The organism is Mariniflexile fucanivorans (assembly GCF_004341235.1).
Lineage (GTDB): Bacteria > Bacteroidota > Bacteroidia > Flavobacteriales > Flavobacteriaceae > Mariniflexile > Mariniflexile fucanivorans.
The window spans coordinates 672,094-686,196 of the sequence record NZ_SLUP01000002.1 but is presented as its reverse complement, the minus strand read 5'-3'; the positions used below and the strand labels follow the sequence as shown (position 1 = coordinate 686,196).

The 14,103-nt window shown below is 32.8% G+C and carries 12 protein-coding genes; 6 read left to right on the top strand and 6 right to left on the bottom strand.

What is annotated here, in order from left to right; translation table 11 throughout:
* Window positions 1–40: 40 nt before the first annotated feature.
* Window positions 41–1,003 (bottom strand): fasciclin domain-containing protein, encoded by a 963-nt coding sequence (locus tag EV196_RS06350; protein WP_132216311.1) that lies wholly within the window; start codon window positions 1,001–1,003, stop codon window positions 41–43.
* Between the two features lie 180 nt (window positions 1,004–1,183).
* Between EV196_RS06350 and mnmA the strand changes: the two genes are divergently transcribed.
* The 6 genes from mnmA to EV196_RS06320 all read left to right on the top strand — a co-directional run bounded on the left by mnmA (window position 1,184) and on the right by EV196_RS06320 (window position 7,580).
* Window positions 1,184–2,371, top strand: a complete 1,188-nt coding sequence (mnmA, locus tag EV196_RS06345; protein ID WP_132216308.1) for a tRNA 2-thiouridine(34) synthase MnmA — start codon at window positions 1,184–1,186, stop codon at window positions 2,369–2,371.
* Window positions 2,372–2,396: 25 nt separating this feature from the next.
* Entirely contained in the window at window positions 2,397–4,010 is a 1,614-nt protein-coding gene (locus EV196_RS06340; protein WP_132216305.1) for a S8 family serine peptidase, read from the top strand.
* Window positions 4,011–4,952 carry an NAD(P)H-dependent flavin oxidoreductase gene (locus EV196_RS06335; protein WP_132216302.1) on the top strand — a complete coding sequence of 314 codons (942 nt, stop codon included), beginning with the start codon at window positions 4,011–4,013 and terminating at the stop codon, window positions 4,950–4,952. It begins immediately after the preceding gene.
* Window positions 4,953–5,230: 278 nt separating this feature from the next.
* On the top strand, window positions 5,231–6,607 hold the full coding sequence (locus EV196_RS06330) for an MATE family efflux transporter (RefSeq protein WP_132216299.1): 1,377 nt from the start codon (window positions 5,231–5,233) through the stop codon (window positions 6,605–6,607).
* 77 nt (window positions 6,608–6,684) lie between these two features.
* Window positions 6,685–6,912 (top strand): hypothetical protein, encoded by a 228-nt coding sequence (locus tag EV196_RS06325; RefSeq protein WP_132216296.1) that lies wholly within the window; start codon window positions 6,685–6,687, stop codon window positions 6,910–6,912.
* A gap of 98 nt (window positions 6,913–7,010) precedes the next feature.
* A complete protein-coding gene (locus tag EV196_RS06320; protein ID WP_132216293.1) occupies window positions 7,011–7,580 on the top strand; it encodes a phosphatase PAP2 family protein in 570 nt (189 codons plus the stop codon).
* Between the two features lie 97 nt (window positions 7,581–7,677).
* Here EV196_RS06320 and EV196_RS06315 read toward each other — a convergent pair whose 3' ends face one another.
* The 5 genes from EV196_RS06315 to EV196_RS06295 form a co-directional block, all read right to left on the bottom strand.
* Complete coding sequence (locus EV196_RS06315; protein ID WP_243652187.1) at window positions 7,678–9,597, bottom strand: LTA synthase family protein; 1,920 nt, start codon at window positions 9,595–9,597, stop codon at window positions 7,678–7,680.
* A gap of 126 nt (window positions 9,598–9,723) precedes the next feature.
* Window positions 9,724–10,281: a DUF2911 domain-containing protein gene (locus EV196_RS06310; protein ID WP_132216287.1), complete on the bottom strand. Its 558-nt coding sequence runs from the start codon at window positions 10,279–10,281 to the stop codon at window positions 9,724–9,726.
* Between the two features lie 70 nt (window positions 10,282–10,351).
* Complete coding sequence (miaA, locus tag EV196_RS06305; RefSeq protein WP_132216284.1) at window positions 10,352–11,281, bottom strand: tRNA (adenosine(37)-N6)-dimethylallyltransferase MiaA; 930 nt, start codon at window positions 11,279–11,281, stop codon at window positions 10,352–10,354.
* Window positions 11,274–12,125 (bottom strand): ion transporter, encoded by an 852-nt coding sequence (locus EV196_RS06300; RefSeq protein WP_132216281.1) that lies wholly within the window; start codon window positions 12,123–12,125, stop codon window positions 11,274–11,276. The genes miaA and EV196_RS06300 overlap by 8 nt, the downstream gene beginning before the upstream one ends.
* Window positions 12,126–12,149: 24 nt before the next feature.
* On the bottom strand, window positions 12,150–14,099 hold the full coding sequence (locus EV196_RS06295; RefSeq protein WP_165876112.1) for a DUF3857 domain-containing protein: 1,950 nt from the start codon (window positions 14,097–14,099) through the stop codon (window positions 12,150–12,152).
* Between the last annotated feature and the right edge of the window lie 4 nt (window positions 14,100–14,103).

Genomic DNA, 14,103 nt, shown 5'->3' with positions numbered 1-14,103 from the left:
TTTTATTAATAAACTGGCTACTGCTATTAATCAAACCTATCTATTGTAAATTAGGTAGAATAACTTTGTCAATGGCGTGTATTACTCCATTTACAGCTTGTACATTTACAGCAATAATATTACTTACTCTGTTGTTTGCGTCTGTTAAAGTAGCACCACCAGTAGTTTTAGCTGTAATATTACCACCTAAAGTAGTAATGGTCATGTTATTTGTTAAAGCTGTAGACTGAACATTAGCTCCTGCAACCACATGCATACTTAAAGTTGCCGATAATGTAGCGGTAGGTATAGCAGCTAAATTAGCTACTTCTAGTTCAGTTAGTAAATTTCCAAAAGCCGTATTTGTTGGAGCAAAAACCGTGAAAGGCGCTGGAGTAGAAGTTGATGATAATGTGTTAACAAAAGTAAATGAAGATTCTCTTGTTAAAGCTGCCACCAATGTACTAAATGTAGGGTCTGCTGTAGCGAATGTAACAACAGTTGGTAGGCCAATTACCGCATCAACAATATGTATAACGCCATTTGTTGCATCAATATCTGGAGTTGTTACACTGGATACTCCGTTTATTTCTACACCATTACTGGTATTAATAAACATACTTAAATTTAAGTTCGTATCTCCATAAGTGGCTAAACTATTAACATAGCCCGTAGTAAGTCCGCTTGATACATTTTTTCCTGCAACTACATGGTTTAATAATACCTGTTTAAGTACATCTACAGGAATGGCTTCTAGAGATGCAAAATTATTAGCTGTTAAAAATGCTTGAAAAGCTGTGTTTGTTGGTGCAAATACGGTGAAAGCACCTGGGCTATCAAGTGTTACTACTAAATCTGCACGGTCTAAGGCGGCAACTAATGTTTCAAAACCAGGCGTTGCTGCAGCTATTTCTGCAATGGTCTCTGGTTGTTTTACTGGGTCGTCATCGTCATCACATGATACTATTGCGAATAATGCAAATGCTATTAATGATAACTTGCTGATAAATTTAATCTTTTTCATATCTAATAGGTTTAATTGTTTTGTTTAGCAAATTTACAAAATAATTAAACAAAACAAAGTTATTTTGTTTAAAGTTTTGTTAAAATAATTAAACAAAAATTAATCTTATGATGAACCTTATTCAATATTAACAGGTTTCAATCTCTATAATTTATATCTTTGTGCAATAATTTTTTTTTGATGAAACGAGTAATAATTGGCCTTTCAGGTGGGGTAGATTCTAGTGTTGCAGCCTATTTACTAAAGCAACAAGGGTATGAAGTAATTGGGTTGTTTATGAAAAACTGGCATGATGATTCGGTTACGATTTCTAACGAATGCCCATGGTTGGAAGATAGTAACGATGCTATGTTGGTGGCCGAAAAACTAGGCATTCCTTTTCAAACAGTTGATTTAAGTGAACAGTACAAAGAACGTATTGTAGATTATATGTTTCATGAATATGAAAAAGGGAGAACCCCCAACCCAGATGTACTTTGCAACAGAGAAATAAAGTTTGATGTATTTATGAATATTGCTTTAGAACTTGGCGCTGATTATGTAGCCACAGGGCATTATTGCAGAAAAGGTGTTATTCAAAAAGATGGTAACGATATATATCAATTATTAGCTGGTAAAGATGGTAATAAAGACCAATCGTATTTTTTATGCCAATTATCACAGCAACAATTATCTAAATCATTATTCCCCATAGGCGAATTAACCAAGCCTGAAGTAAGAAAAATAGCAATGGAATTAGATTTGGTAACCGCTGAAAAGAAAGATTCACAAGGCCTTTGTTTTATCGGTAAGGTGAAGTTACCAGACTTTCTTCAACAACAATTAAAACCAAAAGAGGGTGTTATTGTTGAAATCCCTAAAGAACAAAGTATTTATAATAGTGTTGAGCCTAAATTTAATTCAGAAGAAGAGAAATTAAAATATTTGTCTCGTAAAATCGATTATAAAGTCGATTTAGGTAAAGTAGTAGGTAAACATCAAGGGGCTCATTATTTTACTAAAGGTCAGCGTAAAGGGCTAGCAGTAGGAGGTACTTTAGAGCCGCTATTTGTTATAGATACTAATGTTGATGACAATGTTATCTATACAGGACAAGGTAAAGAACATCCTGGATTATTAAAAAAAGCGTTGTTTATTGCAAATGAAGAAATACACTGGATACGTGAAGATTTAGCGTTAAAAGTAGATGAAACCATGCAAGTAATGGCAAGAATTAGATACCGTCAACCATTACAAAATGCGACATTGCATAAAGTAGATAGTGGTTTGTATGTAGAATTTGAAGACTTTCAATCTGCGATAACCGAAGGACAATTTGCAGCTTGGTATATTGGTGATGAATTGATAGGTTCGGGAGTTATTTCGTAAATCACAGTATAATAATAGTTTATATATGAAAAAAGGCTTATTTGTTTTAGTGTTGGTATGTTTTTCTAACATGCTTTTTGCACAGGAAGATGCATGGATCTATTTGGAAGCTAAACAAAATGTCGCTACATATATATCCAATCCTATTTCAATTTTAACACAAAAGGCTGTTGATAGAAAAAACGCTCACGGTGTTGTTATAGATGCACGCGATATGCCTGTTAACGAAACCTATATCTCACAGTTAAAAACAGCTACGGGTATTACGGTTATGGCAAAATCAAAATGGTTTAATGCTGTTCATGTAAGAGGAACTGAGGTTGATATAAATAACTTAAAAACAACTTTTTCTTTTGTAGACCGTATAGATTTTGCTAATAAAAGTTTGAATGGAAATAAATCCGTCAAGCAAAAAAAGCAATCGAAGTTAGAAAATATTTTAACCGATTTTGCATACGGGTCTGCTGCAAATCAAAACCAAATGGTTAAGGTAGATCAATTACACAAATTGAATTATACAGGAACGGGCATGACGGTTGCCGTTTTAGATGCAGGTTTTACAAACGTTAATACGATGGCAGCTTTTCAACGCTTAAGAAATGCAGGAAATATTAAAGGTGTTTATGATTTTGTTGATAGAGATGATAATGTTTACACAAATACATCATCAGATCATGGAACCTGGGTTTTAAGTACAATGGCAGGTTACATTGAAAATCAATATGTAGGTACAGCACCCGATGCGACCTATTATTTATTTACAACTGAAGATGGTAGCAGTGAAAATCCAGTTGAAGAAAGCTATTGGGTGGAAGCAGCAGAGCGTGCCGATAGTTTGGGAGTTGATGTTATAAACACATCTTTAGGATACACTACCTATGATAATTCTAATTACAGCTATACAACTGCCAATATGGATGGCAACACAGCATTCATTACCAAAGGTGCCAATATTGCTTTCGAAAAAGGGATGTTGTTAGTGACTTCAGCGGGTAACGATGGCGCTAATGCATGGCAAATAGTAGGAGCTCCTGCTGATGCCACTGGTGTTTTTACAATAGGTTCTGTTAATTCATTGGGAGTAAAAGCGGCGTCCAGTTCTATTGGAAGTGTTTTTCAATCCAGTCAAAAACCAGATGTAGTAGCACAAGGCGAAGGAAGTGCTATTATTACAAAAAACGATATAATTTCTACAGCTAGTGGTACATCCTTCAGTTCCCCCATTATGGCAGGTGGCATGGTTTGCTTATGGCAAGCTTTACCAAATAAAACCAATGCTGAAATTATGCAATTGGTTCGTCAATCGGCTTCTCAATTTAATAACCCAGATTATTTTTTAGGCTATGGGATTCCTAATTTGCAAACGGCACTTAATTTAGCATTAAACATTCAGAATAATTTTGACGCTAGTATTAAAGTATATCCAAATCCTGTAAAAGAGCGCATCTATTTTGAAATTCCTTCAGAAGAAAGTCAATTAAATATAGCTTTATTTGATATGTTAGGGAAACAGGTGTTAAATATATCTGTTGATGCCGTTAACAATCAAATTGATGTATCATCTCTCTCAAAAGGCTTGTATATATTAAGATTAAATTCAAAAAAAACATCTAAATCATTTAAAATCATAAAACAGTAAATGCATAATAAAATCACCCAATTATTCAATATTAAATATCCAATTATTCAAGCAGGTATGGTTTGGAATAGCGGTTGGAAGTTGGCATCGGCTGCCAGTAATTCAGGTATTTTAGGCTTAATTGGAGCAGGTTCCATGTACCCAGAAGTATTGCGCGAACATATTCAAAAATGTAAAAAAGCCACCAGTAAACCTTTTGGTGTTAACGTGCCCATGTTATATCCAAATATCCAAGAAATTATGGATATTATAGTAGAAGAAGAAGTGAAAATAGTATTTACTTCCGCAGGAAACCCAAAAACATGGACCTCTTGGTTGAAAGAACGTGGCATAACGGTAGTGCATGTAGTAAGCAGTTTAAAATTTGCCTTAAAAGCACAAGAAGCTGGTGTAGATGCTATAGTAGCTGAAGGTTTTGAAGCGGGTGGACACAACGGACGTGATGAAACGACAACATTGACATTAATTCCCATGGTTAAAGAACAGCTTACAATTCCTTTAATAGCTGCAGGTGGGATTGCCACAGGCCGTACTATGTTAGCAGCTATGATTTTAGGTGCTGATGGGGTTCAAGTAGGAAGTAGGTTTGTTGCCAGTGAAGAAAGTTCGGCACACGATGACTTTAAACAGCTTGTTGTGGATACCAAAGAAGGTGATACCCAATTAACATTGAAAGAGCTAGCGCCAGTACGACTAATAAAAAACAAATTTTACAATGATGTACAGGAACTTTACCAAAATACACCAACCATTGAGGAGCTTAAAACCCTACTGGGTAGAGGACGTGCAAAAAAAGGCATGTTTGAAGGCGATTTAGTTGAGGGCGAGCTTGAAATAGGACAAATTTCCGGAATAATTCACGATATAAAACCGGTGGCTCGAATAGTGAAGGATATGCTCGATGAATTTAATCTTGCTAAAAAGCAGATAGAAAATTTATAAATTATTACTAATAAAAAAGGGAAAAATTAATTTCCCTTTTTTTTTGATATCGAAACGATAAGCATTAATACTTTAAATCCCTGTAAAATAAAAGCTTTTAGTTTCTTAAGTGCTATAAGTTCTTAACAGAGAATGCCACTTGGCTCTGCTAAGGTATGAAAATTCTTCTAGCTATACCACATAATCAACGGTTTTTATTAACATTTGTTAATTTTAAACCTTAAAAATGATTTTTAAAAAAATTGGTCTAAGCTATTCCGAAAGCCTATTTTTGCAGGATGCAATTAAAAAATTACACCAAAGAATTCAGCTATAATTGGCAATTAGCGGCACCTGTAATGCTAGGTATGTTAGGGCATACCTTTGTTGGGTTTGTAGATAATGTTATGGTAGGGCAATTGGGAACCGCCGAACTTGCTGCTGTATCTTTGGGAAATAGTTTTGTGTTCATAGCGATGTCTTTAGGCATTGGTTTTTCAACAGCGATAACCCCTTTAATTGCCGAAGCCGATGCTGAGAAAGATTTTGAAAAAGGTAAATCGTCATTTAAACACGGGTTGTTTTTATGTACCATGCTGGGTATACTACTTTTTCTAATAGTACTTTTTGCAAAACCTTTAATGTATTTAATGAAACAACCTGTAGAGGTGGTTGAATTGGCTATCCCGTATTTAGATTTAGTCGCATTTTCATTAATACCCTTAATTGTGTTTCAAGGCTTTAAACAGTTTAGTGATGGCTTGTCATTAACCCGTTACCCCATGTATGCTACCATTTTAGCAAATATTGTAAATGTGGTTTTAAACTATTTACTCATATTCGGAAAGTTTGGTTTCCCAGAAATGGGTATTGTAGGTGCTGCTTATGGTACATTAGTTTCAAGACTTGTTATGGTTTGGTATTTATGGTTTTTATTGAAATTAAAAGAAAAATCAAAAGCATATGTAATGAACTTAAAGTTCTTTGTGCTAAATAAATTAATGCTTAAAAAACTCCTTAATTTAGGAGCGCCTAGTGCCATGCAAATGTTTTTTGAAGTTGGTATTTTTACCGCTGCTGTTTGGTTAAGTGGAATATTGGGTAAAAATCCGCAAGCAGCAAATCAAATAGCATTAAACTTAAGTTCTATGACCTTTATGGTGGCTACCGGCCTAAGTGTAGCAGCCATGATACGTGTAGGCAACCAAAAAGGACTTCAAAATTATATTAATTTACGTCGTATTGCTTTTTCTATTTTTTTATTGGGTATTATTTTAGCATCCGGTTTTGCAGCCATGTTCTTTTTGTTGCATAACCAGTTTCCAAAATTATATGTTGATTTTGATGATGCCAAAAATTTAATGGATAATACTGAAGTTGTGAAAATTGCCTCAAAACTATTAATAGTAGCCGCTATTTTTCAAATAAGTGATAGCATACAAGTCATCTTTTTAGGTGCATTACGTGGTTTGCAAGATGTTAAAATACCAACTATTATTACCTTTATTTCGTATTGGTTAATTGGGTTTCCTGTTAGCTGGTTTTTAGGAAAAGAAAATGTTTATGGCAGTTTTGGTATTTGGTTAGGCTTATTGGCGGGTTTAACAACCGCTGCTATTTTATTGTATATTCGATTCAATTATTTAACTAAAAGATTAATTTTGTCAAAAATGTAAAGTTGCTTGTTGCGTAGTTGTTAAACCAAAAAAATAACAACTAAACAAAAAATAACTAAACAACAAACATATAAATTATGAGCCTTCCAAAATTTATACTTGGTGATAACACCGATTATCCAAATGCTATTTATGTAATTCATACCGAGTTTCCTCGTTTTATAATCAATCTTGAAGATGATGAAATTGAATGGTTTGAAGATTTTGATGATGAAGATGAAAAGGAATTGTTGGCCGAAACCGAAAACATGGTTAAACTGGCTACCGAGTTTTACGATAATGAAATTTTGAAATACGAAGAGTAGTTGCGTTAAGGATAGTAGTGGAAAGCCCACAACGAGGTACGAGCGAGGACTAGTAAAGGATAGCCTGACCCGATAGGGTAACGCCCAAATAATTTGAAATGATAGAACAACTTTTAGAATTCGATACCAAACTATTTTTATTTTTAAATAATTTAGGGTCGCCCACTTGGGATAGTACGTGGTTGGTGATAACACATGAAGTTACTTTTGTGCCTTTATATGCTATATTAATGTATTTATTACATAGAAAGTTTGGAACTAAATCCTTAATAATTTTTATGCTTTTAGTGGCTGTAATGATAACGTTTACAGACCAAATGACCAATGTGTTTAAGCGTGGTTTTCAACGTCCCCGACCTTGTGGTGAAGCAGATTTAATAGACCACATGCGCTTTATTGCGGTTCGTTGTGGTAAATACGGGTTCTTTTCTGGGCATTCATCAAACTCAATGGCTGCTGCTGTTTTTGCAGGCTTAATGCTGCGGCCTTATTATAAAAATTTAATATTTATTTTACTTTTTTGGAGTGCTGTTGTGGCTTATAGCCGTATTTATGTAGGCGTTCATTATCCCTTAGATATTGTTTGTGGATTAACTTTTGGTGCGCTTACTGGGTTTGCATTTTATAAATTGGCAAAATATCTTTTGAAGCGATATATTAAAAGTTGATGTTTACGCAATTACTTTTAATGCTTTTTTAGTATTGAAAGGTGAATGATTTTATCTTTAATGCTATTCGATTTGCTGTAATAAAGTCTATGACTTACTAATTATTCCTTAGTTTTAGACCATTATTACGATACAAATAATCTGCTGTTTGATAAAAGGAAATGGTTTCTTCCAGTAATGAAGCATTAATAGGTTTGGGTATTAAATTATCATTATCTGTTTCCCATTCATAATAATTAACCTCATGCTGGTCACTTAAAACCATTAGTTTCCGGTCTTTTAAAAGTCCTAAATTTCGGTAATTACCTATAAAAGCACGTTCATCTTCTTTCTTCATTTTCATAATATCCAAACCGAATAAATTTGAGGTGTAATCCCAATTTAAAAGCGCAAATAGGGTAGGGAATACATCTATTTGAGAGCTTAATTTTTCTATTTTTTGAGGTGCTATTGTTTCTAAATTGAAAATTAAGGCAGGAATGCGGTATTTGTCAATATTTAAATTCCAACGTCCGGCACTACTGGCACAATGGTCTGCCATAATCACAAATACGGTGTTTTTAAACCAAGGTTTTGTTTTTGCTTGTTTTATGAAATCACCAATAGCATAATCGGTATATTTTATGGCGCCTTCTCTACTGGTACCAGAGGGAACGTCAATTTTGTTGTCTGGATAAGTAAACGGGCGGTGGTTTGAAGTAGTCATTATAAAATTGAAGAATGGCGTTTCGTTACGATGTGATTTATCAGCTTCCTTTATAACTTTATTATAAATATCTTCATCGCAAACACCCCAAGCATTTTCAAAAGTCACTTCATTATCATCAATATTGGTTCGTTTCGTTTTAACTCCAGAATCTAATAAAAAACCTCTTCCCCGATCTATAATATTAAAACCGTTTCCTCCAAAATAGGTGTTCATATTATCAAAATACCCATCACCACCATAAAAGAAATTACGCTCGTACCCTTGTTTGTTAAAGACTTCACCAATAGTAAACAAATTAGTGTTGTTATCGCGTTTTACAATACTTCTGCCAGGTGTTGGCGGAATGGATAATGTAATAGCTTCCATGCCTCTTACGGTACGTGTTCCAGTTGCATATAAATTGGTGAAAAACAAACTTTCGTTAGATAAGGAATCGAGTATTGGCGTAATTTTTAATTCACTTCCTAATGAGTTAAGATAAGAAGCACTTAAACTTTCAATACAAATGAAGATTATATTGGGTTTTTGAACAGGGTGTAAACTATCAGCATGTGTAATGTTTCTATGAATTTGCTTTTCATTTGGATGTAAAAAACTGCTATTTGATGCCGCTAATTTCTTTTTAACATTAATGAACGCTTTTTCGTCATTTATAGTGTTATAAAAATCGGTATATGATAGCTCATTACTTCTAAATGCAGCAAAAAAGGAATAAATACCGGTTTTTGCTAATTCGTTGTTGTATCTGTTTTTAAATTGTTCCGCATCTTCATTTTTAATGAATAAAGCGAATACGGTAGCGATTAGAATAATTAATAGGGAAGGGGTTAGTTTTTCTTTAAATGCCGTATTGTTTTTAAAAGTTTTATTAAAAACCTGCGCTTTTTTTGTGATGAAAAGAATTATAATTAACACCATAGAAATAGCTCCCAATAATAGAGGAATGGGATACGATTCGTTGATATTTTTTACAACTTCATAGGTGTAAATTAAATAGTCGACAGCTATAAAATTAAATCTACGTTCAAATTCTTCCCAAAAAGTAATTTCAGCAAAAAACGAAAAAAGAAAAATAAGAACTCCAATACCGTAACCTGTATAAATTATGACACGATCGAAAATAGTGCCGTATAATTTTTGTGGAACAATTAATAAATAAACGATATATGGTAAGGAAAAAAAGGAAATGGTGCCCAAATCGAAACAAAAACCAATTAAAAACGTTTTAATTAAAACAAGTATCGACGTATCAATTTGTGCAAAATACCAAAACGTTAGGCAAAACCTTAATATAAATGCAAGCGACATAAATATTAAGATGTAAACTTTTAGTAATTCAAATCGTTTTGGAAAAATCTTATTCCACATATTCTTGTTGGCTATTGGTTGTTAAGCTGCATAGTTGTAAAACGATAAACAACTTTACTGTTTCTTTCATTCTTTAAGAGGTACTGCAATCTTAACATCGTCCCAAGCCATGGTTAGCGATAAACTATCTGTAGAATTATCAAAAGCGATAGTGAATTGTTCTACGGTTGAGTTTAATTTTTTAACAGGAACTTCAATATCGACTACATCGTAGTTGGGATCCCACATAGGTTTCATTTCAGAATTCACACCCCAAGAGTATTGTTTGGAATTAAAAATAACGGTCCAAGTGGTATCACGAGGAACCGTCCATAGCGTGTATTTTCCAGCGGGCAAAGGCATGCCTTTTATGGTTAAGTTTTCATTGGTTTCAAAAGTAGTTGCTTCATTAGCACCTGTTCTCCAAACTTGGTTAAAAGGCACTAAAGCTCCAAAAACCTCTCTATTTTTCTTGTAGGGTCTATTATAAAACACTTTTAATTTTAAATCATTCAGTTTAAATTCAACAGTATCTTTTGGGCTTAAACGTTTTTCGAAGATGTTTTCAACAAAGAAAGAATATAAAAATAAGCCTAAAGCAACAATAAATAATAAAAGTAAAATGCGTTTTAAAAAGGTATTCATAAATTGGGATTTATTGGGTATAAAGATACTTTAAAAAGTATTGATTTCTAAAAAGCTAACGTAGAATTCTTTAGTTTAGTTTTGTTTGATTAAAAATATTTTTTTGATTTTCGCAGGTTTTAATTATTTTATCTACTTTGGTTAAATAATCAAACCAAAACGTGTTTTCATCTCGTTTAAACCAAGTAAGTTGGCGTTTGGCAAAGCGTCTGCTATTCTTTTTTATTTCTGAAACAGCAAAATCTAGCGTCCATTCACCTTCCAAATAATTAAAAATTTCTTTGTAGCCTACGGTATTTAAAGCATTCAAATTTTTAAAAGGAAGCAGGGTTTTAACTTCTTCCAATAAACCTTGTTCCATCATCATATCAACACGTTGGTTGATACGGTTGTAAATGGTTTCCCTTTCTGCAGTTAAACCAATGGTAATGGTTTTAAAATTTCGGTTTATATTTTTCTTGTTTAAGAAAGATGCATATGGTTTGCCAGTTCCAATGCAAATTTCTAAAGCACGAATTACCCGTTTAGGATTATCGATAGCGATATTTTTGTATGAGACCTCATCTAAAATTTTTAATTGATTTTGAAGATAGGGTAGTCCTTCAGTTTCTAATTGAGTGTTTAAATTTTCTCGAATACTTGTATTAACTTCAGGAAAATCGTCTAAACCTTTAACTACAGCATCTACATATAACCCCGAGCCACCAACCATAATTACCACGTCATGTGTTTTAAATAACCTATTTAAAGTAGCTAGTGCATCTTTTTCAAATGCACCAACATTATAGATATCTTGGATAGATTTATGGTGAATGAAATGATGTTTTGCTGCTGCTAATTCTTCTTGTGAAGGTGCTGCGGTACCAATGCTCATTTCTTTAAAAAACTGCCTAGAGTCTGCCGAAATTATCTCCGTATTAAAATAATTGGCAAGTTTGATACTTAAAGCCGTTTTTCCTATAGCTGTTGGACCTACAATGGAGATTAAAAATTTATTCATTGTTTAATTTATGCCCACAGTTATAGCAAAATTCGGCGTTATCTTTATGTTTGCTAGCGGAACAATTGGGGCAAGATTGTGTATTAAGATGTATTTTGTCTTTTTCGGGTTCGGGTGTCGGTTTGTTTTGACTGGTGTATTCTGCTGAAACAATACCCGTTGGTACTGCAATAATGCCGTAACCCAAAATCATAACTAACGATGCAATAAACTGCCCTAAAGGGGTTTGTGGAGCAATATCTCCAAAACCGACAGTAGTAAGGGTTACAATACACCAATAAACGCTTTTTGGTATGTTTGAGAAGCCATTTTCTTCACCTTCAACCAAATACATAATGGTTCCTAAAATAACGGCAACTATAACAACGGCAAATAAAAATACTGAAATTTTTGCACGACTCGCCTTTAAAGCTTTTACTAAATTGTTTGAAGCCCCCAGGTAACGGGCGAGTTTTAAAATCCTGAAAATTCGCAATAAACGCAACGCTCTTAATGCAGCTAAAGCATGTACGCCACCAAAAACTAAAGAAATGTATTTAGGAATGGTTGATAGTAAATCGACCAAACCATAAAAACTAAATATGTAATGAAGCGGTTTTTTTACAGTAATAACACGGGCAATATATTCGATGGTGAATAAAATGGTGATAACCCATTCTGATATATTAAGTAAATTATGAAACTGCTTATCAATACTTCGAACACTTTCCAGCATGACCAGGATAATACTTGCAATAATGGTAATAAGTAAAATAATGTCGAACCACTTGCCTGCAGGAGTATCTGCTCCATAAATAATTTCATGAAGTTTTGTTTTCCAATTTGTTTTTTGTGGTTTATTCATAGCCCAAATGTAATAAAAGATTTATTACTTCTTTTTTATTAAGATAAGGGAATTGGTTTGAATGTCAACAATCTTACTCATGAATTCTTTTAAATAAGGGTAATATTCTGGTTGATAAATAGCTTCTTTAAAATTTATTTTGAATGAAATCATAATAGAATTGCCTATTGCTACAGAGGAAAAAAATAATTGCCCTTTGTTATTAGGAATGCTTAAAACTAAGTCTTTAGGTTTTTCTAATATGGTATATGCATCACTAAAATTAAGCTTCAATGCATAGAAATAAGAATCTTTATATCCAAAATCTATAGGATAGGTTCTTTCTTGAAGTTTAAAAGGGTTCTCATTAAAAAACTTAATTAAAAACGGATTTAAATAAATATTATCACCCGATTCTGTGCTTTCGTATTCAACATCATAAGACTCTATAAAATCTGAACTTGTTTCGCCCTCACTTAAAACCTGATGGTTTGATATTTCTTTATACGGGTTCTTGTCATGAATTTTTTTAATATAGGCCTCTTTGTTAGGATAATAATCTTTTCTAGAATTTAGGGCATGGTAGCCTGTTTTTTTTGCTAATAAACTACCACTAATATGTTGTTTGTCATCCAAATTCAAATCAACTCTATATTGCACTGTAGATGTGTTATCTAATTCAATATCCATCCAATCACTGCCATTTTTAAAATCTAAAACACGGGCATATTCTGTTAAGCACCTAAAGGGGATTTCACCAAAACTTAGGTATTTATCTGTAGCATCCAATAAATATGTTTTGTTATTAATAGTTGTTTTTACTATTAAATAGTTGAATTCTGAAATTACTGGAAATATTTTTGTTGCTAACCCATTATTTCTCGTAGAAAGTAAAACAGGATTGACATCTATACCGCTATCTTGTAGTAGATTATGCAATAAAATGTTTATAGAAGACACATTGCCAGACTTGTTTTTTATTAAATCTTTAACCGATACATCTTTAAATATTTGATATTCTTCATTCCAAGTATAATTTTCTTGAATAAAACTATAAATTAATTTAGCCTTTTTTAGAGTATCCGTTTCTTCTAAAATATTTGAAGATAAGAGCACATCGGTATCTACAGATTTTATAAGTTGTCTGCCTATATTTTGATCTGTCTTTAATTCTTTATCAACAGTTTCCCAAGTTTTTGCATAAGGCTTTACAGTGCCATCAAAACCTTGAAATGTATTTAATTCATATTCAATGCGAGCTAAATAATCATTTTTGGTAGTCATGTAATCCTCTTCAATAAATGCGGGTATGTTTTCCATGGCATAAATGGATACTGTACAATCTGCATAAGCACCTCTACCTCCATCCAGACAATTGTTCTTTAAAACAGATTCGTTTGTGCTTAACTTTTTGCCACCAACAAGTTTTATATTATAATGCCAATTTCCAGGAATGCTAGTATTATATTCACTATATAATTTAGGGACATCTTCTTGAAAACTCCAGCCTTTATAATTAAACATAAAGGGTGAACTAAGGGTGTAACTATATGTAATTACCGAACCTTCTTTTATATTAGGTAGCGTAAACTTTATAAGTGTACGATTTTCATCGTATTTATCTTCAAAAATATTGCTTTTATCTAATTTGGTTGTGGAAATTTTATTATCAACAAGATTATAAGTTGTAGCAATAATATTTTTAACGGTTTCTTTTGTACTGCCATTATTATATAAATAAATGGTCATGTTTGCTTTGTTAAACCCTTCTTTATTTAAAATTTTTATTTTCCGTTTAATTTCAGTTTTTAACTCAAAATCTTGCTGCTCTACATAGCTATTGCCATACTCATAAATAACCAATGCGTTGGCAGTACTATCTTTTTCATAAGTGTTATTTTGTAAATCATTATAGGCAACAGCATAATCTTTTGAATTAAAATCAGATTGCGAATAGATATTTAAACTAAAGATAAAAACTAAAACTAAAGTCATTTTT

Bases quoted from the DNA above. Each gene is read 5' to 3' on its own strand.
- EV196_RS06350 (WP_132216311.1), bottom strand. From the start codon at position 1,003: ATGAAAAAGATTAAATTTATCAGCAAGTTATCATTAATAGCATTTGCA.
- mnmA (WP_132216308.1), top strand. From the start codon at position 1,184: ATGAAACGAGTAATAATTGGCCTTTCAGGTGGGGTAGATTCTAGTGTT.
- EV196_RS06340 (WP_132216305.1), top strand. From the start codon at position 2,397: ATGAAAAAAGGCTTATTTGTTTTAGTGTTGGTATGTTTTTCTAACATG.
- EV196_RS06335 (WP_132216302.1), top strand. From the start codon at position 4,011: ATGCATAATAAAATCACCCAATTATTCAATATTAAATATCCAATTATT.
- EV196_RS06330 (WP_132216299.1), top strand. From the start codon at position 5,231: ATGCAATTAAAAAATTACACCAAAGAATTCAGCTATAATTGGCAATTA.
- EV196_RS06325 (WP_132216296.1), top strand. From the start codon at position 6,685: ATGAGCCTTCCAAAATTTATACTTGGTGATAACACCGATTATCCAAAT.
- EV196_RS06320 (WP_132216293.1), top strand. From the start codon at position 7,011: ATGATAGAACAACTTTTAGAATTCGATACCAAACTATTTTTATTTTTA.
- EV196_RS06315 (WP_243652187.1), bottom strand. From the start codon at position 9,597: ATGTCGCTTGCATTTATATTAAGGTTTTGCCTAACGTTTTGGTATTTT.
- EV196_RS06310 (WP_132216287.1), bottom strand. From the start codon at position 10,281: ATGAATACCTTTTTAAAACGCATTTTACTTTTATTATTTATTGTTGCT.
- miaA (WP_132216284.1), bottom strand. From the start codon at position 11,281: ATGAATAAATTTTTAATCTCCATTGTAGGTCCAACAGCTATAGGAAAA.
- EV196_RS06300 (WP_132216281.1), bottom strand. From the start codon at position 12,125: ATGAATAAACCACAAAAAACAAATTGGAAAACAAAACTTCATGAAATT.
- EV196_RS06295 (WP_165876112.1), bottom strand. From the start codon at position 14,099: ATGACTTTAGTTTTAGTTTTTATCTTTAGTTTAAATATCTATTCGCAA.